The sequence below is a fragment of the Methylobacterium sp. UNCCL125 genome (assembly GCF_900116795.1).
GTDB classification, from domain to species: domain Bacteria; phylum Pseudomonadota; class Alphaproteobacteria; order Rhizobiales; family Beijerinckiaceae; genus Methylobacterium; species Methylobacterium fujisawaense.
In genome coordinates this window covers 89,397-114,852 of the sequence record NZ_FPBW01000014.1, presented here as the reverse complement: position 1 = coordinate 114,852, position 25,456 = coordinate 89,397, and the positions used below count along the sequence as shown (strand labels likewise).

General features: G+C 69.2%; 23 protein-coding genes. 6 read left to right on the top strand and 17 right to left on the bottom strand.

The window, feature by feature from the left end:
- Positions 1-9: 9 nt before the first annotated feature.
- Positions 10-1,065, bottom strand: coding sequence for a hypothetical protein (locus BM396_RS15920; protein ID WP_043380918.1), 1,056 nt, complete (start codon positions 1,063-1,065; stop codon positions 10-12).
- Positions 1,066-1,093: 28 nt separating this feature from the next.
- Positions 1,094-4,141, bottom strand: coding sequence for a penicillin-binding protein 1A (locus BM396_RS15915; protein ID WP_043380915.1), 3,048 nt, complete (start codon positions 4,139-4,141; stop codon positions 1,094-1,096).
- A gap of 156 nt (positions 4,142-4,297) precedes the next feature.
- Between BM396_RS15915 and BM396_RS15910 the strand changes: the two genes are divergently transcribed.
- From BM396_RS15910 to gyrB, 5 genes are all read left to right on the top strand, one after another.
- Positions 4,298-5,965, top strand: a complete 1,668-nt coding sequence (locus BM396_RS15910; RefSeq protein ID WP_043380913.1) for an alpha-amylase family protein — start codon at positions 4,298-4,300, stop codon at positions 5,963-5,965.
- Positions 5,966-6,032: 67 nt separating this feature from the next.
- Positions 6,033-6,416, top strand: coding sequence for a hypothetical protein (locus BM396_RS15905; protein WP_043345342.1), 384 nt, complete (start codon positions 6,033-6,035; stop codon positions 6,414-6,416).
- 89 nt (positions 6,417-6,505) lie between these two features.
- Positions 6,506-7,150, top strand: a complete 645-nt coding sequence (locus BM396_RS15900; RefSeq protein WP_043380910.1) for an MBL fold metallo-hydrolase — start codon at positions 6,506-6,508, stop codon at positions 7,148-7,150.
- An 8-nt stretch (positions 7,151-7,158) separates the two neighbouring features.
- A complete protein-coding gene (locus tag BM396_RS15895) occupies positions 7,159-8,121 on the top strand; it encodes an aldo/keto reductase (protein WP_043380908.1) in 963 nt (320 codons plus the stop codon).
- 180 nt (positions 8,122-8,301) lie between these two features.
- Positions 8,302-10,746 carry a DNA topoisomerase (ATP-hydrolyzing) subunit B gene (gyrB, locus tag BM396_RS15890; protein WP_043380905.1) on the top strand — a complete coding sequence of 815 codons (2,445 nt, stop codon included), beginning with the start codon at positions 8,302-8,304 and terminating at the stop codon, positions 10,744-10,746.
- Between the two features lie 490 nt (positions 10,747-11,236).
- Here the strand turns inward: gyrB and BM396_RS15885 are convergent, their stop codons facing one another.
- Entirely contained in the window at positions 11,237-11,530 is a 294-nt protein-coding gene (locus BM396_RS15885) for a hypothetical protein (RefSeq protein WP_007563909.1), read from the bottom strand.
- Between the two features lie 63 nt (positions 11,531-11,593).
- Here BM396_RS15885 and BM396_RS15880 point away from each other — a divergent pair, with 63 nt between their 5' ends.
- Positions 11,594-11,803 (top strand): hypothetical protein, encoded by a 210-nt coding sequence (locus tag BM396_RS15880; RefSeq protein WP_007563911.1) that lies wholly within the window; start codon positions 11,594-11,596, stop codon positions 11,801-11,803.
- 117 nt (positions 11,804-11,920) lie between these two features.
- Here BM396_RS15880 and BM396_RS15875 read toward each other — a convergent pair whose 3' ends face one another.
- The 14 genes from BM396_RS15875 to BM396_RS15815 all read right to left on the bottom strand — a co-directional run bounded on the left by BM396_RS15875 (position 11,921) and on the right by BM396_RS15815 (position 25,421).
- Positions 11,921-12,700 (bottom strand): COG4705 family protein, encoded by a 780-nt coding sequence (locus BM396_RS15875; protein WP_007563913.1) that lies wholly within the window; start codon positions 12,698-12,700, stop codon positions 11,921-11,923.
- Positions 12,673-13,512 (bottom strand): COG4705 family protein, encoded by an 840-nt coding sequence (locus BM396_RS15870; protein ID WP_007563915.1) that lies wholly within the window; start codon positions 13,510-13,512, stop codon positions 12,673-12,675. The genes BM396_RS15875 and BM396_RS15870 overlap by 28 nt, the downstream gene beginning before the upstream one ends.
- 29 nt (positions 13,513-13,541) lie before the next feature.
- Positions 13,542-13,949, bottom strand: a complete 408-nt coding sequence (locus BM396_RS15865) for a hypothetical protein (RefSeq protein WP_007563917.1) — start codon at positions 13,947-13,949, stop codon at positions 13,542-13,544.
- A gap of 68 nt (positions 13,950-14,017) precedes the next feature.
- Positions 14,018-14,794: a COG4705 family protein gene (locus BM396_RS15860; RefSeq protein ID WP_007563919.1), complete on the bottom strand. Its 777-nt coding sequence runs from the start codon at positions 14,792-14,794 to the stop codon at positions 14,018-14,020.
- A gap of 92 nt (positions 14,795-14,886) precedes the next feature.
- On the bottom strand, positions 14,887-16,182 hold the full coding sequence (locus BM396_RS15855) for a sensor histidine kinase (RefSeq protein WP_007563921.1): 1,296 nt from the start codon (positions 16,180-16,182) through the stop codon (positions 14,887-14,889).
- On the bottom strand, positions 16,179-16,838 hold the full coding sequence (locus BM396_RS15850) for a response regulator transcription factor (RefSeq protein ID WP_007563923.1): 660 nt from the start codon (positions 16,836-16,838) through the stop codon (positions 16,179-16,181). Before BM396_RS15850 ends, BM396_RS15855 begins: the two co-directional genes overlap by 4 nt.
- A 67-nt stretch (positions 16,839-16,905) precedes the next feature.
- On the bottom strand, positions 16,906-17,343 hold the full coding sequence (locus BM396_RS15845; RefSeq protein ID WP_007563925.1) for an EamA family transporter: 438 nt from the start codon (positions 17,341-17,343) through the stop codon (positions 16,906-16,908).
- 131 nt (positions 17,344-17,474) lie between these two features.
- Positions 17,475-18,083, bottom strand: coding sequence for an MFS transporter (locus tag BM396_RS15840; protein WP_007563927.1), 609 nt, complete (start codon positions 18,081-18,083; stop codon positions 17,475-17,477).
- A gap of 184 nt (positions 18,084-18,267) precedes the next feature.
- Positions 18,268-18,546, bottom strand: a complete 279-nt coding sequence (locus BM396_RS32195; RefSeq protein ID WP_007563929.1) for a hypothetical protein — start codon at positions 18,544-18,546, stop codon at positions 18,268-18,270.
- 225 nt (positions 18,547-18,771) lie between these two features.
- On the bottom strand, positions 18,772-19,713 hold the full coding sequence (locus tag BM396_RS15835) for a cation diffusion facilitator family transporter (RefSeq protein ID WP_007563931.1): 942 nt from the start codon (positions 19,711-19,713) through the stop codon (positions 18,772-18,774).
- A gap of 40 nt (positions 19,714-19,753) precedes the next feature.
- Entirely contained in the window at positions 19,754-20,311 is a 558-nt protein-coding gene (locus BM396_RS15830; protein ID WP_007563933.1) for a hypothetical protein, read from the bottom strand.
- Between the two features lie 5 nt (positions 20,312-20,316).
- Entirely contained in the window at positions 20,317-23,565 is a 3,249-nt protein-coding gene (locus BM396_RS15825) for an efflux RND transporter permease subunit (protein ID WP_007563935.1), read from the bottom strand.
- Positions 23,566-23,576: 11 nt separating this feature from the next.
- A complete protein-coding gene (locus BM396_RS15820; RefSeq protein WP_007563937.1) occupies positions 23,577-24,929 on the bottom strand; it encodes an efflux RND transporter periplasmic adaptor subunit in 1,353 nt (450 codons plus the stop codon).
- A gap of 120 nt (positions 24,930-25,049) precedes the next feature.
- Positions 25,050-25,421, bottom strand: a complete 372-nt coding sequence (locus tag BM396_RS15815; protein ID WP_039902985.1) for a hypothetical protein — start codon at positions 25,419-25,421, stop codon at positions 25,050-25,052.
- Positions 25,422-25,456: the final 35 nt, after the last annotated feature.

The following is a 25,456-nucleotide window of genomic DNA, read 5'->3' as shown; positions in this document are numbered from 1 at the left end:
CGCGACGCGTCAGCGCTTGGTGAGCGCGTCCGCGAAGGCGGCGATCCGGTTGCGGGCGTAGACCGGCAGGCCGGCGCTGATCGAGTTGCCGGTGTTGAAGCTCGAATTGCCCATCAGCACCTGCGCCGGCAGCAGGTTCTTGAGGACCGGCACACGGGCGTACTCGGCCTTGCGGTCGAGGACGTCCCCCTTGATCGCCAGGGCCATGTAGGTGGTGACCACCGTCTTGGTCGGGTCGTTCGGCATCGGCTGGAACACGGCGAGGAACTTGCCGAAGCGCAGGATCTGGTTGACCCAGAAGATCGTCTGCTCCAGGCCGCCGGTGACGGACGTGTCGATCTTGGTCAGGGCCTTGAGCGCGGCGCCCTGGTCCGGCCCGAGGACCCGCAACTCGCTCTGGAACGAGACGAACTCGGCGATCTTCTTGGCCGACCCTTCCTCCAGCTTGTTGGCGAGCTTCACCCCGAGCGGCAGCTTGCCCTCGAGATCGTAGCGCGACTCGATGCAGGCGCCCGCCCCCTCGCACCAGGGCCGGTCGGGTCGCTTGGCGAAGGCGGCGGCCGGATCCTTATTGGGGGTCACGTCGGCGGCCGAGATGGCGCGGTGCTTGATCGCCGGATCCATCTTCTGGACGAAGGCGAGATTGGCGAAGGCCTGCAGGTCGATCGCCTCGGCCGGCCGCGGGACGACGAAGCGCCCCTCGGCCACATAGACCTTCAGCGTCTCGTGCCGGGGCTTCGTCACGCCGTTCACCGTGACGGTGTAATCCGGCTCCTTGTAGCCGGGATAGGGGGCGAGCGCCGCCGCCTCGGCCGGCCGCACCTTCAACCAGTCGAGATACGGGATCAGGCCGTTCTCCGGCGCCGACGGATTCTCGCGGTGATCGGTGAACAGGATCTGGCCCGGCTTGATCGCGGCGGGGTCGACGGCCGTGACCGAGGGCACATCCTTGACCCGCTCCGGTGCCGGCGCCGTGTTGGCGGCGGGCGTCTGAGCGCGGACCGGGATGGCCGGGAGAGCGACCGTGAGGGCGGCCGCCAGGGCGGCAGGAAGCTGCTGACGCAACGGGATTCTCATCTCTCGGGGAGGGCAGTCAGTAACCGGGATCTTCGCCGAACAGGTAGTCCGGATCGCGGCGGCGCGGCCGGCGCGCGTCGTCATCCCCGCCGAAGGGCGAACGGTTCGTCTGGCCGGGCCAAGGCTTGTACGGATCCTGCCCGTAGAGATCCACATCGCCCTGCGCACGGCGGCTGCGCGGCGCCGGACGCTCGCCGAACGGGTCCAGGAAGTCGGCCCGCGGCCGCTCGCCCGTCATGTTGCCGTAATAGTCGCCCGCCACGTTCGCGCCGTCGTCGGCGCCGGCGAGATCGCCGTCCTGGGCATCGGGCCGCATGGCGTAGAGCGTCTCCCGCGGAACGAGGCGGTACTGCGTGTCCGCCATCCGTCCGTCGCCGCTTGTGCGGAAATGCTCGAGAAAGCCGCCGCCCGCGATCCGCACGCCGCTGCGCGGATCGACCGCCAGGTCTGCGATGAAGGGGCGCGCCTCGGGGGAGGGGCCCCGCAGCGGCGTCTTGGCGATTCCGTTCGCCCAGGCCGCCTGCAGGATCGCCGAGGCGATCGGCACCGAGACATGGCCGCCGGTCTGGCCGCGGCCGAGGGTCTTGCGGGTGCCGTCGGCGTTGTCGTAGCCGACCCAGACCACCACGCTGATCTCGTTGGTCAGGCCCGCGAACCACGCGTCGTTCTCGTTTTCGGAGGTTCCGGTCTTGCCGGCGACGTAGGCCGAGACCTTCGACAGCGCCGCCGCGGTGCCGTGCTGGGTCACCCCCTGCAGCATGGTCTTGAGCTGGTAGAAGGCGACCCGGTCCGCAGAGGCGATCCGCGCCGGCTCCTTGGCGGGGTGCGTGTAGAGCGGCTTGCCGTCCCGCTCGACGGATTCGAGCGCGTAGGGGGCCGGACGCGCGCCCTCGTTGGCCACTGCCGCGTAGAAGCCCGCGAGGTCCAGCATCCGCACCGGCTGCGCGCCGAGGACGAAGGGATAGTAGGGCTCGCACTCGGCGTAGATCTGTGCCTCCAGGGCGATGTCGCAGACCCGTTTCAGGCTCGCCGGCGCCTTGGGTTCGATTCCACCCTGGAGCAGACGGGCGGTGACGAGGTTCTTAGAGAATTCGAGGCCGCGCCGCAGGGTGGTGGGGCCCGAACCGCCCCCCTCGTAGTTCTTCGGCGACCAGGAATCGCCGGTCCCGCCGATCGGCGGCAGGGTGACGGCGGAATCCATCACCAGGGTGTTGGGCTGCAGGCCGGCATTGAGCGCGGCGAGATAGGTCAGCGGCTTCAGGGTCGAGCCGGGCTGGCGCACCGTCTGGGTGACGCGGTTGAGCTGGCTCAGCGGGTAGGAGAAGCCGCCGGCCATCGCGAGGATCCGGCCGGTCTGGTTCTCCATCACCAGGGCCGCGCCCTGGACCGTAGGCCGGACGCGGATCTGCGCGCGCAGGCCGCCCTTGCCCGAGCCGACCTTCACGCGGATCACGTCGTAGAGCTGCAGCTTGCCCCGGGCGATGCCGGGGTCGAGGACGGCGGTCCGGCCATCGGCGAGGCCGACCTTCATGCCGCCGCGCCCGGTCTCCAGCACCACCGCCATCGGCCAGTGCACGTCGTAGAGCACCGGGCGAGCGCTCTCGAGCGCCAGAAGCCAGGCCGGCTTCTTCTGCGGGACCGCCGCGACCTTCTCGCCGCGACGCGCCTTGGCGTCCGCCTTGGCGTCCATCTTGGCATCCGCCTTGGGCGCATCCGTTCGCGCTCCCGTCACCGCGGGCGCCGCCTGGGTCGCCCCCTCCGGTGCAGGAGTCGCGGCCTGGATCCGGCGGACGCTGTCGGCGAGGTTGAGTTCGGGCCCCGCGAAGACCTGACGGCCCGTGGAGCGCTCGTAATTGGCGAGCCCGTCCTGGAGAGCCTCCTCGACGGAGCGCTGCAGGCCCGCATTGATCGTCGAGCGGACGGTCAGCGACCCGGAGGTCAGGGAATCCACCCCCGCGAAGGTGCGGGCCTCCCGATTGAGGAAATCCACCACGTAGAAGCCGGAATCGCGCCGCGCGGTCTCGATCGGCTTCAGCCCGAGATCGGACTTGATCGCCGCGCTCATCTCGGCCTCGGTGATCGCGCCCTCTTCCTTGAGGCGGGCGAGCACGTAGGCGCGCCGCTCCCGCGCCCGGTCCGGATACTTGTCGGGGCTGTAGAAATTCGGCCCCTTGGGCATGCCGGCGAGGAGCGCGGCCTCCGGCAGGGTGAGCTGCCCCACCGGCTTCCCGAAATAGCTCTGCGCCGCCATCTCGATGCCGTAGGCGCCGCGGCCGAGATAGATGCCGTTGAGATAGAGCCCGAGAATCTGCGGCTTCGAGAGGATCCGCTCCAGCCGCGACGCGACGATCATTTCGCGGATCTTGCGCTCGTAGGTGACGTCGTCGCCGACCGAAAGGTTCTTGACCACCTGCTGGGTGATGGTCGAGCCGCCCGCCGGCCGTCCCGGGGAGGCGAGATTGGCGATGAAGGCGCGGATCACGCCGCGCTCGTCGATGCCGTGATGGGTCTCGAAGCGCTTGTCCTCGGCGGCGATGAAGGCCTTCTGCACCAGCGTCGGAACCGCCGTGATGGGCACGACGATGCGGCGCCCGTTCGGCTCGGAGGCCTCGGCGAAGGGCTTGCCGGCGCCGTCGAGGATCCGGGTCATGCCGGGCAGCGCCTTGTCGCGCAGGGCCTCGGCGCTGGGCAGGTCCTTGGTGGCGTTGTCGTAGAACTCGATCACCGCCTTGGCGTCGAAGGGCGAGTTCGCCGGGTTCTCGCCTTTGCAGAACTGCTTGTAGCTCGTGTTCAGCTCGTTCAGGTCGAGCCCGTGCAGGATTTTCGGGGCGGCCGGCCCGGCGACGGTGGACGGATCCTCCATCGCCGTGGTGATCAGCTCGTCGAGGTTGATGTCCTCGATGTCGAAGGCCTTGCGCATATGGGCGCAGCCGTCGCGCAGCAGGCGCACAACCTCGGGCCCATCGGTGGCTGGATCGAACTGCGTCCGGACCGCCTCCGGCCGGGTCGTGACTTGGCTCAGGGTCAGGGCGGTCGCGAACAGCTTGATCAGGATGGCGTTCATACGGGCCGAGTTCGGGGGACGCGACGGGGCGGGCGCGGACCTTTCGGGAGCGCGCCTGAACAGGGCGTGCACAACGCGGCTGATTTAAGGAGACGCCGCACGGCAACGCTTTGATGGGGTCCCACGTTCGTGAGGCGCGACGACGCCGGGGGGGCCATGATCAACGACCTGTGGTACAAGAACGCCATCATCTATTGCCTGTCGGTCGGCACCTTCATGGATGCCAACGGCGACGGGATCGGCGACTTCGCTGGGCTCGAGCGCCGGCTCGACTACATCCAGGGCCTGGGCGCCACCGCGGTGTGGCTGATGCCCTTCCAGCCGTCGCCCAAGAAGGATGGCGGCTACGACATCGCCGACTATTACGGCGTCGACCCCGATTACGGCTCGCTCGGTGACTTCGTCGCCTTCACCCACGCCGCCAAGCAGCGGGGGCTGCGGGTGCTGATCGACCTCGTGGTCAACCACACCTCGGACCAGCACCCGTGGTTCCAGTCGGCCCGCTCCGACCCGGACTCGCCCTATCGCGACTGGTACGTCTGGTCGAAAGAGCGCCCCGCGAGCGCCGACGAGGGCATGGTCTTCCCGGGCGTGCAGGAGACCACCTGGACCTACGATGCGAAGGCCAAGGCGTGGTATTTCCACCGCTTCTTCAACTTTCAGCCGGATCTCAACACCGCCAATCCCGAGGTGCTGGCCGAGATCCTCAAGATCATGGGTTTCTGGATCCAGCTGGGCGTCTCAGGCTTCCGCATGGATGCCGTGCCGTTCGTCATCGCCGAGAAGGGGGCTGATGTCGGCGGCAAGCCCCGCGAGCAGTTCGAGATGCTGCGCGACCTGCGCGAGTTCCTGCAATGGCGGCAGGGCGACGCCATCATCCTGGCCGAGGCCAACATCCTGCCGAACCAGGACATGGATTATTTCGGCGACGACGCCGACCGCATGCACATGATGTTCAACTTCCAGGTCAATCAGGCGACCTTCTACGCCCTTGCGGCCCATGATGCGCGCCCGCTGGTCAAGGCGATCGAGCGGACGAAGCCGCGCCCGCTCTCCTGCCAATGGGGCATCTTCCTGCGGAACCACGACGAGCTGGACCTGGGACGCCTGACGGGCAAGCAGCGTCAGAGCGTGTTCGACGCCTTCGGGCCCGAGAAGGGGATGCAGCTCTACGACCGCGGCATCCGCCGCCGCTTCGCACCGATGCTGGCCGGCGATCCCCGCCGCATCCGGCTGGCCTATTCGCTGATGTTCACCCTGCCGGGGACGCCGGTGCTGCGTTACGGCGACGAGATCGGCATGGGCGACGAGCTCGCGCTCAAGGAGCGGGACTGCGCCCGCACGCCGATGCAGTGGACCAGCGAGTATCAGGGCGGCTTCTCCACGGCCGACCGCACGGTGCTTCCGCTGATCGACCACGGGCCCTACGGCTACGCGCACGTGAACGTCGCCGACCAGCGCCACGAGGCCGACTCGCTGCTCAACTGGATGCAGAGCATGATCCGTCAGCGCAAGGAGGCGCCGGAGATCGGCTGGGGCGACGTGGTCCCGATGGAGACCGGGCGTCCCTCGGTGCTGGCGCTCCGCTACGACTGGCGCGGCAATGCCATCCTGTGTGTCCACAATCTGGCGCCGGAGCCCGTCGAGGTCGCCATGGCATCCGGCGTGGAGGATCCCGAGCACGACATCCTCGTCGATGTGCTGACCGGCAGCCGCAGCGAGGTCGGCGAAGACGGACGGCACTGCCTGTTCCTGGAAGGCTACGGATACCACTGGTTCCGGGTCGGGGGCCTCGACGCGCTGTTGAAGCGGCGGCCGGCGTGAGGAAAACCGGCGCCCGGCTCGCCCTCGGCCGGCGAAGACGGTAGGACACGCCTGAGCAAGGTGTAGCATGGCCCGGACGAAGCATTATCCCTCGGACGCGACGATCGCCGACATCCTGCCGGATCTCGCCGACGCTGAAGACTACCTGCGCGAAGTGCTGGTCACCATGAGGCTGTGCCAGAAGCATTACGGCGACGCCTCGGTGCGGATCGGCGTGACCGGCCGGTCGCCGACGCCGTCCTACCGGATCGACCGGCCGGACGAGACGGCGCGGGACGACGGTGCCGTCGAGGCGGGCAGGACCCTGTTCGGAGCCTATGGCGGCCGGTCCCACGACCGGTTCACGCAGGTCAACACCGCGGAGACGCGCTGGAGCTCGCGGGCGCTCGGCATGGCCGAGATGCTGGCGCTTCACGACGGCCTGCGCCGCCCCAGGGGCGACGCGGCCTGAGCGTGCCGCACAGGGTGCCGCCCACCGGCGTTCTGCGCTAAACTGCGGCCGAGGGCGTCCGGAGCGGCGCTGCCTACACGCGGGACGACATGCCAGGTACGCCACGCGCCGGGATCATCCCGGTCACACCCTTCCAGCAGAACTGCACCCTGATCTGGGACGACACGACCAAGGTCGGCGCCGTGGTGGATCCCGGCGGCGATCTCGATCGGATCGAGGCGGCCATCCGCGAGCAGGGCGTCACCGTCGAGAAGATCCTGCTGACCCACGGTCATGTCGACCACGCCGCCGGCGCCGACGAGCTGCGCGAGCGCCTCGGCGTTCCGATCGAGGGGCCGCACCAGGCGGACAAGTTCCTGCTGGATTCCCTGCCCGAGACCGCCGCCAATTACGGCCTCGGCGCGGCCCGGCCCGTCACGCCCGACCGCTGGCTCGACGAGGGCGATGCCGTGACGGTCGGCGGTCTCGGCTTCGATATCCTTCACTGCCCCGGGCACTCGCCCGGCAGCGTCGTGTTCGTGAGCCGGGACGCGCGGTTCGCCCTGGTCGGCGACGTGGTATTCAAGGGCTCGGTCGGCCGCACCGACCTGCCGGGCGGCAACCACGAGCAGCTGATCCGGGCCATCAAGGACAAGGTCCTGCCGCTCGGCGACGACATCGCTTTCATCCCGGGCCATGGCCCGACGAGCACGCTCGGCGAGGAGCGTGTCTCAAATCCCTTCCTGCAGGACTGACCGACATCATGGACAAGCGCCGCATCGGCCGCTCCGACCTGACGGTCGCGCCGTTCTGCCTGGGCGGCAACGTCTTCGGCTGGACCGCCGACGAGGCGACCGCCTTCGCGATCCTCGACCGGTTCGTGGAGAGCGGCTTCGATTTCATCGACACCGCCGACGTCTATTCGCGCTGGGCCCCCGGCCATGTCGGCGGGGAATCCGAGACGGTGATCGGACGGTGGCTGGCCAGCCGTCCGGGCGTCCGGGACAGGATCGTGCTGGCGACCAAGGTCGGGATGGACATGGGCGAGGCCGGCAAGGGTCTCTCGGCGGCCCATATCGAGCGGGCCTGCGAGGCCTCGCTGCGGCGGCTGCGGATCGACCGGATCGACCTCTACCAGTCCCATGTCGACGATACCGACGTGGCCCTGGACGAGACCCTGCGGGCCCATGAGCGCCTGATCGCGGCGGGCAAGGTCCGCGCGATCGGGGCCTCGAACTACAGCGCGGCGCGGCTCAAGGAGGCACTGACGATCGCCGCCTCCGCGGGGCTGCCGCGCTACGAATGCCTCCAGCCGGATTACAGCCTCGCCCAGCGCGGCTACGAGGCCGAGCTGGAGCCGCTCTGCCGGGCCGAACAGATCGGCGTCATCGGCTACTTCTCGCTGGCCGCGGGCTTCCTCACCGGCAAGTACCGCAGCGCCCAGGACGCGACGGGACGGGCCCGTGAGAACCGCGTCGCCAAGTACCTCAACCCGCGCGGTCTCGCGCTGCTGAACGTGCTCGATTCGGTCGCGCAGACGCACGGTGCCAGCCCGGCCCAGGTGGCGCTTGCCTGGATCATCGCCCGCCCCGGCATCACGGCGCCCATCGCCAGCGCGACCTCGGTGGCGCAACTCGACGAGCTCCTCGGCGCCGTCCGGCTGACCCTTTCGCCGGAGGCGATCGGCCGCCTCGACACGGCGAGCGCGGGCGGCATCGAGGGCTAACGCGGCGTTAAGCGGCGAGCGTCACAAAAGGCTTCGGGACGGGCCCGCCGCGGGCCCGTAAAATCGTGCAATCTCAACGCGGAACCCCTATATCAGGCGGATCAAGCGAGAGTTCAGGCGCGGGCACCCGACGGCGCATCTGCCACCGACGCGATCAGGCCCGCCTGCCCGAGGAAGTTCATGGCCGACACCCCCCAGACCGAGCCTGCCGATTACGGCGCGGAATCCATCCGCGTGCTGAAGGGCCTCGACGCCGTCCGCAAGCGGCCCGGCATGTATATCGGCGATACCGATGACGGCTCCGGCCTCCACCACATGGTCTACGAGGTCGTGGACAACGCCATCGACGAGGCGCTGGCGGGCCATGCCGATCTCGTCACCGTCACCCTCAACGCCGACGGATCCTGCACCGTCTCCGATAACGGGCGCGGCATCCCGGTGGACATCCACAAGGAGGAGGGCGTCTCGGCGGCCGAGGTCATTATGACCCAGCTGCACGCCGGCGGTAAGTTCGACCAGAATTCCTACAAGGTTTCCGGCGGCCTGCACGGCGTCGGCGTGTCGGTGGTGAATGCCCTGTCGTCGTGGCTTCGCCTGCGCATCTGGCGCAACGACAAGGAGCACGCGATGGAGTTCCGCCACGGCGACGCCGTGGCGCCCCTGGAGGTCGTCGGGCCCGGCAACGGTCGGCGCGGGACGGAAGTCAGCTTCCTGCCCTCCACCGAAACCTTCACGATGATCGAGTTCGATTACGGGACGCTGGAAAAGCGCCTGCGTGAACTCGCCTTCCTCAATTCCGGCGTGCGGATCGTCCTGACCGATGCCCGCCATGCCGAGAAGAAGCGCGAGGAGCTGTACTACGAAGGCGGCATCGAGGCCTTCGTCCGGTATCTCGACCGCTCCCGCAAGCCGATCGACGGCATGACCAGCCCGGTGGTCGTCAGTTCCGAGCGCGACGGGATCCGCGTCGAGGTCGCGTTCTGGTGGAACGACTCGTTCAACGAGACCGTGCTGCCCTTCACCAACAACATCCCGCAGCGGGATGGCGGCACCCATATGGCCGGCTTCCGGGCGGCCCTGACCCGGCAGGTCACCGGCTATGCCGAATCCAGCGGCATCGCCAAGAAGGAGAAGGTGTCGCTCACCGGCGAGGATTGCCGCGAGGGCCTCACCGCCGTCATCTCCGTGCAGGTGCCGGACCCTAAATTCTCGTCGCAGACCAAGGACAAGCTCGTCTCGTCCGAGGTCCGGCCCGCGGTCGAGAACGTCCTCAACGAAGGCCTGTCGACCTGGCTCGAGGAGAATCCGAGCCAGGCGCGGTCGGTCATGGCAAAGGTGGTCCTGGCGGCCTCGGCGCGCGAGGCCGCCCGCAAGGCCCGCGAGACCGTGACCCGCAAGGGCGCCCTCGACATCGCCTCGCTGCCCGGCAAGCTCGCCGATTGCCAGGAGCGCGACCCGACGAAGTGCGAGATCCTTCTGGTGGAGGGTGATTCCGCCGGCGGCTCGGCCAAGCAGGGCCGCGACCGGACCTTCCAGGCGGTGCTGCCGCTGCGCGGCAAGATCCTGAACGTCGAGCGCGTCCGCGCCGACCGGATGCTGTCTTCGGCCGAGATCGGCACGCTGATCACGGCGCTCGGCGCCGGGATCGGGCGCTCCTCGACCGACCGCGAGGGCTTCAACCCGGAGAAGCTCCGCTACCACCGCATCATCATCATGACCGATGCGGACGTGGACGGCTCGCACATCCGGACGCTGCTTCTGACCTTCTTCTTCCGGCAGATGCCGGAATTGATCGACCGCGGCCATCTCTACATCGCGCAACCGCCGCTCTACAAAGCGGAGCGCGGCCGGAAGGCGATCTACCTGAAGGATGAGCGCGCCCTTGAGGATTACCTGATCGACCAGGGGACCGACGGGGCGATCCTGCGCCTCTCCACCGGTGCGGAATTCGCCGGGCCTCAGCTCAAGAGCCTCGTCGAGGAGGCGCGGACCTTCCGCAACATCCTGCAGGGCCTGCACACGCGCTACGACCGCGCCGTGGTCGAGCAGGCGGTGCTGGCCGGCGCCTTCGACCCCGAGGCGGCCTCGCGGACCGGCGAGGCCGAGGTGCTGGCCGACCTGACCGCCCGCCGGCTCGACGCCATCGCGGACGAGATCGAGCGCGGCTGGCAGGGCGAATCCTTCGAGGGCGGCTATCGCCTCAGCCGGACGCTGCGCGGCGTCCGGCAGGTGGCGACCCTCGATCTCGGCCTGATCACCTCGCAGGAAGCCCGGCGCCTGTCCGAGCGGGCCGACGCCTTCCGGGAAATCTATGGCGAACCCGCCACCCTGATGCGTAAGTCCGACGAGACCGTGCTGCACGGGCCCGTCGCGCTGTTCGAGGCGGTGATGGCGTTTGGCCGGAAAGGCCTGCAGCTCCAGCGCTACAAGGGCCTCGGTGAGATGACCGCCCAGCAGCTCTGGGAGACCACCCTGGATCGCGACGTGCGCTCCTTGCTGCAGGTCAAGGTAAAGGACGTGACCGACGCCGACGACCTGTTCGTGAAGCTGATGGGCGATGTGGTGGAGCCGCGGCGCGAGTTCATTCAGGAAAACGCCCTCAGCGTCGCCAATCTGGACGTCTAGGGCTCAGCCTGTAATTTCTCAGTAAAACATATCCCGGGAAGCGAGTTATGTGGACCGATTTACTGAGAAGCCTGACCTCGCCGGCATATCGGCCGGTTTTCAGGCCGGTAGAGCATTGATTCAGAGATGCTCTCCGCTGTCAACATCGAGCTTTCGTCAGTGCCCTTTGGTGACCGAGATCCAACGCTTCGGGGATGGTTACCTGCTGAGCGCCATGGCCGCCGAAGCCGTCGGGGTACGGACCGCTTAGGTTCGGAGTGGGTAAGGAAGACGGGGTTCCATCCGGCGTTGGTCGTCGCGGCGGGTGCCAGAGCGGGCAAACACCCTCGCAACGTCGACCGGGCGTCGGAGGAGGCCCAAGCCCTCATGGGGCCGCCCCCCTTCGGTTATGATTAAGCCGCCCGGCTCCTGAAAGGACTGCCTCATTGTAAGTGCTGGCGCTCAGAACAGCATCCAGCCGGTCCTGCAACCGCTCCGGCAGTACGGACTCTCAGTCCACCATCGCGGGCGTACCGACCAAGCCGACGATGGCAGCTACGGCCGCCTCACACTCGCCGGCGTCCATCTCCGTAACCTTGGCGTAGATGTCCGGCGAGCGTGGAAGACCCTTCATCCCCGCGATGCCCGATACCTGAGCGGGGGCGAACGTGGCTTGGGTAGCAAGGTCGCCGTCCTCCAGGGCGAGCATCGGGATGGACGAGTAGAGATCGTCGAGCCTCAACTCGACCCCGATGGCCGCTAGCCGGAGGACGGCGTTGGTCCTTGTTGGACTTCGTAGTGCCATCCGTCTCCCTGACGGTGAAAGAAATCAACCCGGCGCTGGTCCTGCGCGACAAGGACGAAATGCATGAGGTCCGGCAGCGTCTGGTATTCGAGCCATTTCCCGCCGCGGTCGTACCGTCAGGTCATCGAGGGGCCGGGTCAAGGCATCGTGGGCGATGGAGCCGCCGACCAGCATGCGGATTACCTGCCCGTCGATGTACTCCAGCCGCTCCCCTTCCTCCGCCGCTTCGCAAAGGCGTTCGTACTCATCCAGCCCGATGAAGTCGTCGCGTAACGCAGCGGGCATGCTATGGCCCTAGAGGTTCCCCCTCCTCATACGCTTGGACGTGGCGATCCGGAAGCTGCGGGCAAGGCACGGTGGCCGTTCGGCGCTCGCACGGGAACGTCCGGGTCACCGCGACGCCTGCGCTCCCTCTGTCGGATGCCGACCGGCCCTTTGCGGGAGGAGGACGATGAGCGCGACGATGAAGGCCCCGATCACGGCGGAGGCGAGCGGCCGGCTCAGGTTCAGCCCGCCGTCGGCGACCGGCTTGTCGAGGAAATCGCCCACCGTGGCCCCGAGCGGGCGGGTCAGGATGAACGCCGCCCAGAAGAGCGTGACCCGTGAAACGGAGGTCCGGTAGTACAGGGCGATGACGACCGCGAGCGCCGCCGCGAAGACGAGGGCGCCACCCTCGTAGCCGAGGCCGCCGGTGTCCGCGAGCCAGTCGCCGAGCGCGGTGCCCAACGTCTGCGAGAAGGTGATCGCCCCCCAATAGAACGCCTCGACCCGCGGGGTCGAAACCGTGTCCACCGACACGGTGCCCTCGGTCGCATACCAGAGCCCGAGCACGGCCGCGAGGCAGGCGAGGAGCAGGGTCGATCCGCCGGTGTATCCGATGCCGAGCGAGCGGTCGGCGAAGTCCGCCATCGTCGTACCGAAGGTGGTCGAGGCGACGATCGTGGACCAGTACAGGACCGGGTGGAACCGCTTCGACATGATCTGGGCGACCACGAGCCCGACCAGCAGCACGGCGAACAGGGCGGTGCCGGCGAGATAGCCCCAATCGAGGGTCATGGTGACGGTGTCGCCGCCGGTCTCCCCGAGCGTGGTGGCCAGGATCTTGACGATCCAGAAGCCCAGCGTGACCTCGGGTACCTTGCTCAGGGCGCGTTCGTAACGGTCGTCCATCGGACCTGCTCCTTCTTCGAGGGGAAACCTGACGGCGCGTCGGCGCAGGCCGCCCGGCGACCGGCACGCTGCGGGATGAGGAGGACGAGCCCGACCATGACGATCGCGAGGACGCCGGAGATCGTGATGTCGTCGATGCCCAGGCCGCCGGAAGCGACCGGCTTGTCGAGCGAGTTGGCGAGGGTGGCGCCGAGCGGCCGCGTCAGGACGAACGCCGTCCAGAACAGCATCGGCCTGGAAACGCGCGTACGCAGATGGAGGGCCGTGACCACGGCCAGCGCGACGAGGATGAGGAGCGCGCTCCCGTTGTACCCGAGCCCGCTGCTGTCGGCCATCCAGTCGCCCAACGCGGTGCCGAGCGTCTGGGAGAACATGACCGTGGCCCAATAGAAACCTTCGGCCCGCGGGGACCGCACCGTCTCCACGGCGACCGTGCCGAGCGTGCGCTTCCACAGGATCAGGGTCGCGACGACCGATCCGAGCAGCACCAGGGACCCGCCCGCGTAGCCGATGCCGAGGGACCGGTCGCAGAAGTCGGCGAGGGTCGTGCCTGCGAGCGTCGTCGCGGTGACCACGGCCCAGTACAGGAGCGGCTGGAAGCGGTCCGCCCGGACCTGTGCGGCGAGCAGCACCGCCAGGGCGGCCCCGAAGATCGCCGTGCCGGCGAGATAGCCGAGGCCGAGCGTCAACGTGACGGCGTTGCCGCCGACCTCGCCCAGGGTCGTGGCCACGATCTTGATGGCCCAGAACCCGGCGGTGGCTTCAGGCACCTTGGCGGGTTCGACGTGTCCGGGTCGCTCGGTCGGTTGCATCGGGCTGCCGTGGGAAAGCGAGTGCCGGCTCAGGCGGTGTGGGTCTGGTCGATGATGGCGAGCAGGTCGTCGACCGCGCGACGGCAGGCGGCCGGATCGGGGTTCGACGCCCGCAGCGCGTCGAGGGCGCGGTCGATGGCCTTGTCCACGACGTGCCAGTCGGCGGCGGCTCGCGGCTTCAGGCCGGCCTCGGACGCGTCCCAGGACAATTCCAGGTCCTTAATGTGCGTCTTGGCGGCGGCGAGGTCGCCCCGGTCGGTCATCGCCTTCACGTCGACGACGATGGACCGGAACTTGGAGAGGTCGCCAAGCTTCGAGGCCGCCATCGCCTTGGGCGTCGCTCCGACAGCGGCGTCCTGCATCGCCAGCAGGCCCAGGGGGGCGGCCGTGGCACCGATGACCGTCGCGGCGATGGCGGCGAGGAGGATGTTTCGCATGGTCGTTCGCTCCGTGTCGTGCGGCGTTGGAAGGACTGGAGGATGGGGATGCGGGAGGCGGCGGACGGTCAGGCCCGCCGCTGTCCGGCCGGCTCGCCAGGGCGTCCGGAGACGAGGCTCAGGGACGTCACCAGGGCGACGATGACGGCGAAGAAGGCGAGGCTGGTGGAGGCCGTGCCGAAGCCGAGGCCGCCGTATTCCCGTGCCTGCGACAGCAGATCGCCCAGCGATGCGCCGAGGGGGCGCGTGACGATGTAGGCGAGCCAGAAGGTCGTCACCGGGTTCGCGCCGAGGCGCCAGGCGAGGGCGAGGGCGGCCAGGATCGTGCCGAAGATGACGACGCCGAGATTGAAGCCGAGCCCCAGCGCCTCCGTGGCCAGGTCGCCCGCGGCCGTGCCGAGCGCGAAGGTCAGGAGGATGGCGAGCCAGTAGAACGCCTCGCGGCGTCGGGTCACGATGGCGTGGATCGAGAGCGTCCGCTCGGTCGCGTACCAGAGGGCGAACACGGCGGCGAGGGCGGTCGCGAACACGCCGGTGCTGACGAAGAGGCTCACGCCGAGCTTGTCGGTCAGGATGTCGGTGACCTGCGTGCCGACCACGCTGACGAGGACGACGGTCGACCAATAGGTCCAGGGCACGTAGCGCCGCTCGCGCACCTGCAGGGCGAGGACGGCCGCGAGGAGGCCGGCCGTGACGGTGGCGGTGACGGCGGCACCCAGGCCGACGTTCACCGCGAGGTAGTCCGCGCCGGTCTCGCCGACGGTCGTGGACAGGATCTTGATGACCCAGAAGGCCGCGGAGACCTCCGGTACCTTGTTCAAGACCTGGCGCTGGATCTCGCTCATCCCCGTCTCCCGTCCGTCATGGTCGGGCACGGTGATAGCGAGCCAGAATGAGGGCAGAATGAGCTTCGTCCAAAGGAGCCGCAGGCTCGGCCTCAGGCCGGCAGTCTGACGGTTGCGAGGGTCCCCTGCCCGTCACGTCGGTTTTCGACCGTCAGGCCGAGGTCGTTGCGCTCCGCGATGCGGCGGGCGATGGCGAGCCCGAGCCCTGTGCCTTCGACTTCCGGTGGCGCGGCCCGGAAGAAGCGGTCGAACAGGCGGCCCTCGCTTCCCGGCGGCAGCCCGCAGCCGGTGTCCCGAACCGTGACGACGCACGCACCGTCCCGGTTCAGCAGACGGACGTCGACCTGGCCTCCGGACGGCGTGTAGCGCAGGGCGTTGTCGACGAGGTTGGCGAACAGGACGCGGACCTCGTCCTCCGACGCGTGAAGCGTCGCGGGTGTCTCGATATGCACGCCCAGGTCGATGTCCTTGCGCTCGGCGAGCACGACGTGGTCGGCGACGCAGTCGAGCAGGAGCTGGCCGAGGTCGACGGATGCAGGACGCGCCTCGGCACCGTCGTCGAGCCGGGCGAGACGGAGCAGTTGATCCACCAGCCGGTTCGCCCTCCGGAGGCCGTCCGCCAGCGCCGTACGCCGCGCGTCGCTCCCGCCACCGGCAGGCCCGCCGAGGGAGTCGAGTTGGATCTGCATCGCGGCGAGCGGCGTACGCAGTTCGTGCGCCGCGTCGGCGACGAACCGCTTCTGGGCGGCCAGAGCGGCCTGCAGGCGAAGGATGAGCCCGTTCATGGCCTCGACGAGGGGCGCCACCTCCGTCGGCACGCCGCGCGTCGGCAAGGGGCCTTGGGCGGCGGCGCCGCGCCCGGCGAGGTCATGCACCAAGCCGTCGAGCCGCCCGAGCGCCCGGTTCATCGCCCAGCCGACGACGATCCACGACAGCGGGACGAGGAGCAGCAGGGGGGCCACGGCACCGAGCGCCGCATTGCGTGCGAACTCCGCCCTCACGACGTCGCGCTGGGCGACCCGGACCGTCGTTGTGCCGTTGGCGGTCGTGTATGTGCGCCAGAGCTCGCCGCCCATGACGACGTTCGCATATCCCGTGCGGCCGGGGTGGCGGACGTCGACGCCGCGGTCGTCGCGCAGGACCTGCCCGTCCTTCCAGATGGTGACGGCGAGTTGGTCCTCCGGGTCCTGGTCGGCGGCGGGCGGCGCGTCCGCGTCCGTTAGCCCGGGACCGGCGTTGAGGGCGACTTGCCGCAACTGCCCGTCGAGGAAATCGGCCGCCTCGATCCGCGCGAGGGCATAGGCCGCGACCATCGCGGCCAAGCCGATTCCGGCGAGCAGGGCGGTCATCCAGACGAGCGTCGTGCGGCGCAGGGAGGCGGCCCTCATGGCTTGGGTACCATCCAGCCCGCGCCGCGGACATTCAGGATCACGCCCTTGCCGACCTTTCGACGGACCGTGAGGATCAGGGCGTCCACCGCGTTGCTCTCGACCTCCTCGCCCCACCCGTAGATGCGTTCCTCGATCTGCGCACGAGAGAGGATGCGCCCCGGTCGCTCCATCAGGGCGTGCATGAGGGCGTATTCGCGCGCCGACAGGACCGCGACGGTCCCGGCGTGGGACAGGACGTGGCTTTCCGTGTCGAGTTCGGTCTCGGCGGCCACGAGCCGCGCGCTCGCCCGCCCGGCCCGACGGCGCAGGATGGCCCGCATCCTGGCGAGCAGCTCGCGCATCTCGAACGGCTTGACCAGGTAATCGTCCGCCCCGAGGTCGAGGCCTGCGACGCGGCTTTCGAGGCCGTCCCGCGCCGTGATGATGAGCACCGACGTGTCGATCCCGGCCGCCCGGGCGGATCGAAGCACCCGAAGTCCGTCCCCGCCCGGCAGGCCGAGGTCGAGCAGCGCGAGCGCGTGGCTGCCGTTGAGCAGGGCCGTCTCGGCCTCGCCGCCGTCGCGGACCCAATCGACGGAATAGCCCTCGGCCGAGAGGCCGTTCGACAGCCCTTCGCCGATCATCCGGTCGTCCTCGATCAACAGCACGCGCATCGGTCGGTCCGTCCGGTTTCGAGCCCTCGCCCTGGACTGCGCCGCGACGCATCCCTTCCCGCCGGCTTCATCCTCGATAGGCGACGAGCACGGCCCCGGCGGCGATGAGGGCGACGCCGAGCCAATTCGGTGGAGATAGACGTTCGCCGAGGAAGACGACCCCGAAGACGGCCACCAGCACGACGCTGAGCTTGTCGACCGGGGCCACGCGGCTGGCCTCGCCGAGCTTGAGGGCGCGGAAGTAGCAGATCCATGAGCCGCCGGTGGCGAGGCCCGAGAGCACCAGGAACACGTAGGTCCTGGCCGAGACCGACCCGACCGGTACCCACTGGCCCGTGCCGACCAGGATGGCGCCGAGGGCGCAGAGTATGACGACCGTGCGGATGAAGGTGGCGAAGTCGGAATTGACGTTCTCGATGCCGACCTTGGCGAAGATCGCGGTCAACGCCGCGAAGGCGGCAGAAAGCAGCGCCCACAGCTGCCAGGATCCGAGCAACGTCCTCATGCCGTGTTCCCCTCGATGCGGACCTGCCGCGACGCAATCCTCACGGCCCCCGACAGACCATCGGATGAGGGATGTCCGGCACCCGACGCCCCCCCCTGAGCGTCGCCGTTCCAACGCTCGCCGTGTGGTTCCTAATTCGCCCTGGACGGCCATTGCCGATGCAGGTCGTCGATGACGAAAGCATGCTCGTGCCGGCCCTGACCGATCCCCCGCACGTGGGGGTGGGACGGGTCGAGGTCCGCGTGGGCATGTGCGACGACGTCCGGGTCGGATGCAGGCCAAAGCATGGCCGCCGCCGCGACGCCCGCGACGGTCAGGGCGCCGAGTGCCGCCAGGGTCGCGGGCATCCCGACGGCAGCGCCGAGGCAGCCCGCCAGCGGGTAAGTGAGGAGCCACGACGCGTGCGAGAGCGCGAACTGGGCGGCGGAGTAGCCGATCCCAAGGACGAGCCAGGTCCCGAGCAGTACGGGCCAGCCGATGGCCCCGCACCAGGTCAGGGCAGCGACCCCGACGAGGACGACTCCGAGGAAGGCCGCGGACGGCAGCATCACACCCCTGTCGGACAGGCGGTCCAGGACCCGCGGTAGGACCAGGGCGGCGGCCATCGAGCCCGCGCCGAAGGGTCCAAGGGCAAGGGCGACGTCGTGCTGGGGGCGTCCGAGCAGGGCCTGGACGATTACCACGGTATTGACGATGACCATGGCGCCGGCCGCCGCGACGGCGAAATTCAGGGCGAGCAACCCGCGCAGGCGCGGTGTCGCCAGGAAGATCCGCCATGCCCAGTTGGCACTCGATACGGAGACGCCTAAGCCTCAGTGACGGGCCGGGCACCGAGCACAGAAAAGGCGACAGGCGCGTCAGGTCCGCGGGACCTCTGCTCTCCGTCACCAACACTCGATAACTGATAAATGGTCTCATCGGATTTCAACCAAGAGATCTACGCAAATCTTGGACGAATGCCTTCGCGAGCGCCGGCGCCTCGGCCACCACCTCTTCGTAGAACTTGGTCCCCACGGGGCCTGCCTGGGAATAATCCGGGGGCAACTCACCGATTGTCGCCGCGATCTCTGCGAAAACCTCTTCCCGTTCAGGTGCTGAAAGTTTTTGCATGAGAAGGGTCATCATGGCGATGGTCGATGTTCTCACAACCGCAAGCATCGCCGTTGTCGTCACGGCAAAATGGTGCGTTTGTAGATCATTCATTGAAAACACCTTGCATAGTCAAGCATCATTACTCAGGCATCACTTCCTGAGGTGCTTGAAGTATTGGAGAAACAATACGGCCAGAGGCAATCCGATACAGATCGCTATCATCATTCGATCCGCGGCTTTGCGGACGTATGGCCTGACCCGTCGCTTGCGCCGAGGATTTGGCGCCCACTCGGTCTGCAGCCGCGCCGATTTCTTACTCATGCCGGATGCTCGCCGTCACACGGGCAGGCGCGCGGCCTCGGCCGAAAGCGCCTCGTCCTCGACCTGGACGGTGACGTGCTCGATGCCGTGTCGCTCCTTCACCAGACGCCGGACCGCGCGGATGAGGTCGGGTCCGGCGGCGACGTCGTCCATGACCACGTGGCCGCTCATCGCGTCGAAGCCGGAGGTCAGCGTCCAGGCATGAAGGTCGTAGGCGCGCCGCACGCCAGGCATCGCCTCGATCTCCGTTCGTAGCGCGGCAAGATCGACACCCAGAGGCGTTCCCTCCAGCAGGATGTGAAGCGCCTCGCTCAACAGGCGCCAGGTGCGCGGCACGATGAACAGGCCGATGCCGGCGCCGACCAGCGGATCGACCCATCGCCAGCCCGTCGCCATCACCACGAGGGCCGCAGCGATGACGCCGACCGAACCCAGCATGTCGGAGAAGACCTCGAAGTAGGCGCCCTTGACGTTGAGGCTTTCCGACGATCCGCCCGCGAGGAGCCTCATGCTGGCGAGGTTCACCCCGAGGCCGACGAACGCGACCAGCATCATCGGCCAGCCGAGGATCTCGGTCGGCTCGAAGAAGCGCCGGTAGGCCTCGTACAGGATGTAGGCCGTCACCCCGAGCAGCACGACGGCGTTGGCGAGGGCCGCCAGGATCTCGAAGCGCATGTAGCCGAAGCTCTTGCCCGGCGACGGCGCCTTGGCCGCGTAGTGGATGGCGAGCAGCGACAGCGCGAGGCCGCCGGCATCCGTGACCATGTGGGCGGCATCGGCCAGCAGCGCGAGGCTGCCGGTGAGCAGGCCGCCGACGACCTCCGCGGCCATGTAGGTCAGCGTCAGGGCGAGCGCCCAGGCTAGGCGCCCCTTGTTCCTGCCCGCCGCCGAGCCCGCGGGTATGCCGCCGCCGTGCGAATGCCCGTGGCCGCCGCCGTGCGCGTGTCCGTGTCCCATGTCGCTCCCAGTCTTTCGTTGCCGTCCCGGACCGGCCGCCTCAGGGGCCGGAGGAGCCGATGAGCTCGGCCACGTGCGCGCCGGCGGGGTGTCCGGTCGCGGCGAGGTGGGCGGCCGAGCAGGCCGCGTAGCCGGGACCGAACGCCGCCATGACGAGCTCGTGCCGCCCGTCCGGAGCCTCGCGGCTGGCCAGGAGAGCCCGACCGCCGGGCCAGAGCTCGGAATCGGCCGATGGCCCCGGTGTCGGCTCGCCGTAGCGGCGCACCCCTTCGTCGTGGATGGCGCGGCGCACGCGCGCGAGTTCCTCGCCCGCCAGGGGGAGCCCCACCCAGACGACCTCCTGCAGACCCTCCTCGCGGCAGACCACCAGCACGACCTCGGCCGTTGCCGACCCGACGGCCGGCCGCCAGCCACGCGGGTAGTACAGCGCGGTCAGGTTGGCCTCGCGGTCGGCCTTGAGCGGGCGCGGCACGTCGGCGACGGGCCCCCACGCGAGGCCGAACGGAGCCTCGCCGACGCCTCCGTCCGCGCCCGGAGCCGCACCCGTCAGCGCGAGGAAGGCGAAAGGAGCCGCCAACCAGGTTGGGACGCGTCGCATCTCGTCTACTCCGCCGCCTTGAGGTGTCGTGGCCCCGGCTCCCGCGGCCGCTCCGCGACCTTCGGGACGACAACCTTGCCGAACCGGGCGTACAGGGCCGGCAGCACGATCAGGGTCAGCAGGGTGGCGCTGATCAGGCCACCGATGACCACGGTGGCGAGCGGCCGCTGGATCTCGGCGCCGGTCTCGGTGGCGATGGCCATGGGCACGAAGCCGAGCGAGGCGACCAGCGCCGTCATCGCCACCGGCCGCAACCGGGTCATGGCGCCCTCCAGGATGGCCTCGCGCTTCGGCCGGCCCTCCGCCACGAGCTGCTTGATGAAGGTCAGCATGACGAGGCCGTTGAGGACCGCAACGCCCGAGAGCGCGATGAACCCGACCGCCGCCGGTACCGAGACCGGCATGCCGCGCAGCCAAAGCGCGAAGATGCCCCCGGTGAGGGCAAGCGGCACCGCGCTGAACACCAGCAGCGCGTCCCGCGGCGAGCCCAGGGCCGAGTACAGCAACAGGAAGATCAGGAAGAAGCAGACCGGTACCACCACCATCAGCCGCCGCTTGGCCGAGGCGAGGTTCTCGAACTGCCCGCCCCAGGTGAGGTAGGAACCTGGCGGCAGCTGCACCTGGCTTCCAACCTTCGCCTGCGCCTCCGCGACGAGCGAGCCGATGTCCCGCCCGCGCACGTTGGCCGTGACCACGACCCGCCGCTTGCCGTTCTCGCGCGAGATCTGGTTCGGTCCCTCGGTGACCGAAAAGCTCGCCACCTGCTTGAGCAGGACCGAGCTCGCCCGGCCGTTCGGGCCCGCCGGCAGCGGCACCGGGATGTTCTCCAGGGCCTCCCGGTCCTCGCGGACCTTGTCGGTCAGGCGCACGACGATGGGGAAGCGACGGTCGCCCTCGAACACGACGCCGGCGTCCCGTCCCCCGATGGCCGCGCCGATGACCTCCTGGATCGCCCCGGTGCTCAGGCCGTAGCGCGCCGCCTCGGCCTTGTTGATCTTGATCTCCAGGAACGGCAGGCCCGCCGTCTGCTCGACCTTGACGTCCTCGGCGCCGTCGATGCCCTTCAGGACCGCCGCGACCTGGTTGGCCGCCTTCAGCATCGGCTCGAACTCGTCGCCGAACACCTTCACGGCGAGGTCGCCCCGGGTGCCGGCGAGCAGCTCGTTGAAGCGCAGCTGGATCGGCTGGGAGAACTCGTAGACGTTGCCGGCGAGCGCCCCGACCGCCTTCTCGATCTGCTCCTGCAACTCGGCCTTGGACAGGCTCGGCTCGGGCCACTCCTCCTGGGGTTTCAGGATGACGAAGGTGTCTGAGGAGTTCGGCGGCATCGGGTCGGAGGCGACCTCGGCGGTGCCGGTCTTCGAGAAGACGTAGGCCACCTGCGGGAATTTCGAGACCACCTTCTCGACCTTGAGCTGCATCGCCTGCGACTGGGTGAGGGAGGTCGATGGGATTCGGGTGGCGTTGAGGGCGATGCTCTTCTCGTCGAGCTGCGGGATGAACTCGGTCCCGAGGCGGGTGAACAGGATGCCCGCCCCGACGAGCAGCAGGAGCGCCGCGCCGACGAAGACGAACGGCGCCCGGACCGCCGCGCCGAGCACCGGGCGGTAAGCGGCCTTGAGCGCCCGGATGATGAGGTTGTCCTTCTCCGTGACCTTGCCGGTGATGACGATGGCGATGAGCGCCGGCACGAAGGTCAGCGACAGCACGAAGGCCGCCACGAGCGCGATGATCACGGTCAGCGCCATCGGCTCGAACATCTTGCCCTCGACCCCCGTGAAGGTCAGGAGCGGGACGTAGACCAAGATGATGATCGCCTGCCCGTAGAGCGACGGCTTGATCATCTCCTCGGCTGAGGCGCGGACCGTCTGGAGGCGCTCCTCGGTGTCGAGCCCCCTGCCCAGCTCCTGCTGCTTCTCTGCGAGGTGGCGCAGGGCGTTCTCGGTGATGATCACCGCCCCGTCGACGATCAGCCCGAAATCGAGGGCGCCGAGGCTCATCAAGTTGGCCGAGATCTTCGCCTCGACCATGCCGGTCATGGTCATCAGCATGGCGACCGGGATGACCAGGGCCGTGATGATGGCGGCCCGGATGTTGCCGAGCAGCAGGAACAGGATGACGATGACGAGAGCCGCGCCCTCGGACAGGTTCTTCACCACCGTCTTCACGGTCGCCTCGACGAGCCGGGTCCGGTCGAGGACGGTCTGGACCTCGACGCCGGGCGGCAGGCTCTTGCGGATCTGTTCCATGCGCGCGTCGACCGCGGCAGCCACCGTGCGGCTGTTCTCGCCGATCAGCATCAGGGCGGTGCCGACGACGACCTCCTGGCCGTCCTCGCTGCCCGAGCCCGTGCGCAGGTCGCGCCCGATGCGGACCTCGGCGATGTCCTTGATCCGCACCGGCACGCCGCCCCGGGTGGCGACGACCACGTCGCCGATCTCGTCCATGCTCTCCAGGCGGCCGGCGGCGCGCACGACGTAGCCCTCGCCGTTGTCCTCCAGGTAGCGGGCGCCCTGGTTGGCGTTGTTGGCCTCCAGCGCCCGGGCGACGTCCGAGAAGGACAGGTCGAGGGACGCGAGCCGCGTCGGGTCGGGCTGGACGTGGTACTGCTTCTCGAAGCCGCCGATGCCGTCGACCCCGGCCACGCCGGACACGGTCTTGACTAGGGGGCGGATGATCCAGTCCTGGACGGTGCGCAGGTAGGCGGTCTGCTCCAGCTCGGTCTTCAGGCGCTGGCCCTCGGGGGTCAGGTAGCTGCCATCGGGCTGCCAGCCGGGCTTGCCCGCCTTCGAGACCGTGCGCTCGCCGGGCTTCGCGTAATGGATCGACCACATGTAGATCTCGCCCAGCCCGGTCGAGATCGGCCCCATGCTGGGCTCGGTGCCGGGCGGCAGGTCCCGCCTCACCTGCGCGAGGCGCTCGGCGACCTGCTGGCGGGCGAAGTAGATGTCGAGCTTCTCCGCGAAGACCGCGGTGACCTGCGAGAAGCCGTTGCGCGAGAGCGAGCGGGTGTATTCGAGCCCCTTGATGCCCGCGAGCGCGGTCTCGACCGGGTAGGTGACCTGCTTCTCGATGTCGACGGGCGAGAGCGACGGCGCCGTCGTGTTGATCTGCACCTGGTTGTTGGTGATGTCGGGCACCGCGTCTATCGGCAGCTTGGTGACCGAGTAGCCGCCGAAGCCGGCGGCCAGCAGCGACAGGAGCAGAACCAGCCAGCGCTGGTGCACGGAGAAGTCGAGGATGCGGCTGATCATGTCGGGCTTCCTCAATGGTCGTGGTCGGCTTCGCTCTTCCCGAGCTCGGCCTTGAGGAGGAAGGTGTTGGCCACCGCGATGGTCTCGCCGGGCTTGAGGCCCGAGACGACCTCGAAGCCGTCGTCGTCGGAGCGCCCGAGCTCGACCTCGCGCTTTTCGAAGCCCTCGTCCGTGCGCACGAAGACGACGCGCTTGCCCTCGACGGTCTGGAGCGCCGACTTGGCGACCCGCACCGGCACTTGGTCCGTCGCGGTCTCGACCTCGGCGGTGACGTAGGTGCCGGGCCTCCAGGCCATGTCCTTGTTGGGCAGCGAGACCACGACCCGGGCGGACCGGGTGTCGGCGTTCAGCAGCGGGCTGACGAACACCACCTTGCCCTGCTCGCTGCGGCCGCCGCGGTTCACGGTGACCCGCGCGCCCTCCCGGACCTCGGCGAGGTCGGAGGTGGGGACCGCGAGCTCGATCCAGACGGTCGAGAGGTCGGCGACGGTGTAGACGTCGGCAGGGTCGCCCTCCTTGCCCACCGCCGTGCCGACATCGACCTTGCGCTCCACGATGCGGCCGGCGATGGGCGCCCGCAGCTCGTACTGGCGCAGCGTCGAGGCGTTCGGCGTCGCCTCGTCGCGTTTCTGCGCGGCGGCGACCTCGGCGGCGTTCAGGCCCAGCGCCGAGAGCTTCTGGCGGGCGAGGTCGACGCGCAGCTGGTTCTCCTGGAACACGGCCTTGGCGTTGTCGAACGCCGCCTGGGATGCCGCCGCCGACGCCAAGAGTTTCTGCTGGCGCTCGAAGTTGATCTTCTGGAGGTCGGACTGGACCATCGCGGTGAGGTACTCGCTCTTGGCGTCGGCGACTTCCCGGCTGTCGAGGAGGGCGACCACCTCGCCCTTCCTGACGTCGTCGCCCAGGCGCTTGCGCATCTCGGACACCGTGCCGACGACGCGGGCGGGGACGCGGGCGATCCGGTCGGTATCGGGCGTGATGGTGCCGGGCACCAGGACGTGTCGCGAGAGCGTCCCGCCCTCGGCCTTGGCGACGCCGATGTCCTGCCCCTCGACCTGCTCGGCCGTCATCTTGACGTGGCCTTCCTCGCCCTCCGCCTCGGAATGCTCGTGCTCGCCGTGAGCGTGGGCTCCCTCGGCCTTCGGCGCGGCGGCCTTGCCGTGGTCGTGGCCGTCGCCTTCGGCATGGTCGGCCTCGTCCTTCGGCGCCTTCCCGCCAGGGGGCGGGCCGGCGGCGAAGGTGAGGATGGCCGGCGGCAGCCCGGCCGATGTCAGGAGGCCGCGGACGAACGCGGATATGGCGGGGACGGCGGCGCCGACGACGATGCCGGCGGCCACGAGGACCGCGGTGATGAGGATGCGCATGAGACCTGCTCGGCCGGGATCGGGCGCCGTTCGGACGGACGCGGCAGTCCCGCTTCTGTGGCGTGAGGAGTGGCCCGGAGCGCGGGCTCCGGGTTCGGGACGCGCCTCTGCGGCGTCACCTCAGGCGCGGGGGGGCCTCGGCAGGCGGTCCGGCGAGACGGAGGAAACCGTCTGGCTCAAATGCGCATAGGCCAGCCGGGCGACCCCGAAGACCGGCTCCGAGAAGTCCGCCACGGCGGGTGCCGCCTGGTGGCAGCCACAATGGAGGTGGCAGGCCATGCCGGGGTCGGTCGCGCCGGTGTCGGGCGCGGCCTCAATGCTCGCGATCTCCGTGACGTGCCTGCCGCCGCCATCGTGGTACGCGACGTCGGCGGCGAGGCCGGCGGCGGGCGCGACGAGGGACAGGGCGAGGGCGAGCGCGAGCAGGCGTGCGGCGAACGCCCACCATCCCCGTGCCGCCCACCTGCGGCTATGCCCGCGTCCTGAACCCATCTCCGGCCTTATGCGCGATTTATCCCGGATCGGAC

What these genes read in the sequence shown, in the direction of transcription:
- BM396_RS15875 (WP_007563913.1), bottom strand. Translation starts at nt 12,700, where the DNA reads ATGGACGACCGTTACGAACGCGCCCTGAGCAAGGTACCCGAGGTCACG.
- BM396_RS15855 (WP_007563921.1), bottom strand. Translation starts at nt 16,182, where the DNA reads ATGAGGGCCGCCTCCCTGCGCCGCACGACGCTCGTCTGGATGACCGCC.
- BM396_RS15830 (WP_007563933.1), bottom strand. Translation starts at nt 20,311, where the DNA reads ATGCGACGCGTCCCAACCTGGTTGGCGGCTCCTTTCGCCTTCCTCGCG.
- BM396_RS15845 (WP_007563925.1), bottom strand. Translation starts at nt 17,343, where the DNA reads ATGAGGACGTTGCTCGGATCCTGGCAGCTGTGGGCGCTGCTTTCTGCC.
- BM396_RS15820 (WP_007563937.1), bottom strand. Translation starts at nt 24,929, where the DNA reads ATGCGCATCCTCATCACCGCGGTCCTCGTGGCCGCCGGCATCGTCGTC.
- BM396_RS15885 (WP_007563909.1), bottom strand. Translation starts at nt 11,530, where the DNA reads ATGGCACTACGAAGTCCAACAAGGACCAACGCCGTCCTCCGGCTAGCG.
- BM396_RS15860 (WP_007563919.1), bottom strand. Translation starts at nt 14,794, where the DNA reads ATGAGCGAGATCCAGCGCCAGGTCTTGAACAAGGTACCGGAGGTCTCC.
- BM396_RS15915 (WP_043380915.1), bottom strand. Translation starts at nt 4,141, where the DNA reads ATGAACGCCATCCTGATCAAGCTGTTCGCGACCGCCCTGACCCTGAGC.
- BM396_RS15870 (WP_007563915.1), bottom strand. Translation starts at nt 13,512, where the DNA reads ATGCAACCGACCGAGCGACCCGGACACGTCGAACCCGCCAAGGTGCCT.
- BM396_RS32195 (WP_007563929.1), bottom strand. Translation starts at nt 18,546, where the DNA reads ATGAATGATCTACAAACGCACCATTTTGCCGTGACGACAACGGCGATG.
- BM396_RS15835 (WP_007563931.1), bottom strand. Translation starts at nt 19,713, where the DNA reads ATGGGACACGGACACGCGCACGGCGGCGGCCACGGGCATTCGCACGGC.
- BM396_RS15815 (WP_039902985.1), bottom strand. Translation starts at nt 25,421, where the DNA reads ATGGGTTCAGGACGCGGGCATAGCCGCAGGTGGGCGGCACGGGGATGG.
- BM396_RS15880 (WP_007563911.1), top strand. Translation starts at nt 11,594, where the DNA reads ATGAGGTCCGGCAGCGTCTGGTATTCGAGCCATTTCCCGCCGCGGTCG.
- gyrB (WP_043380905.1), top strand. Translation starts at nt 8,302, where the DNA reads ATGGCCGACACCCCCCAGACCGAGCCTGCCGATTACGGCGCGGAATCC.
- BM396_RS15905 (WP_043345342.1), top strand. Translation starts at nt 6,033, where the DNA reads ATGGCCCGGACGAAGCATTATCCCTCGGACGCGACGATCGCCGACATC.
- BM396_RS15865 (WP_007563917.1), bottom strand. Translation starts at nt 13,949, where the DNA reads ATGCGAAACATCCTCCTCGCCGCCATCGCCGCGACGGTCATCGGTGCC.
- BM396_RS15850 (WP_007563923.1), bottom strand. Translation starts at nt 16,838, where the DNA reads ATGCGCGTGCTGTTGATCGAGGACGACCGGATGATCGGCGAAGGGCTG.
- BM396_RS15825 (WP_007563935.1), bottom strand. Translation starts at nt 23,565, where the DNA reads ATGATCAGCCGCATCCTCGACTTCTCCGTGCACCAGCGCTGGCTGGTT.
- BM396_RS15895 (WP_043380908.1), top strand. Translation starts at nt 7,159, where the DNA reads ATGGACAAGCGCCGCATCGGCCGCTCCGACCTGACGGTCGCGCCGTTC.
- BM396_RS15900 (WP_043380910.1), top strand. Translation starts at nt 6,506, where the DNA reads ATGCCAGGTACGCCACGCGCCGGGATCATCCCGGTCACACCCTTCCAG.
- BM396_RS15910 (WP_043380913.1), top strand. Translation starts at nt 4,298, where the DNA reads ATGATCAACGACCTGTGGTACAAGAACGCCATCATCTATTGCCTGTCG.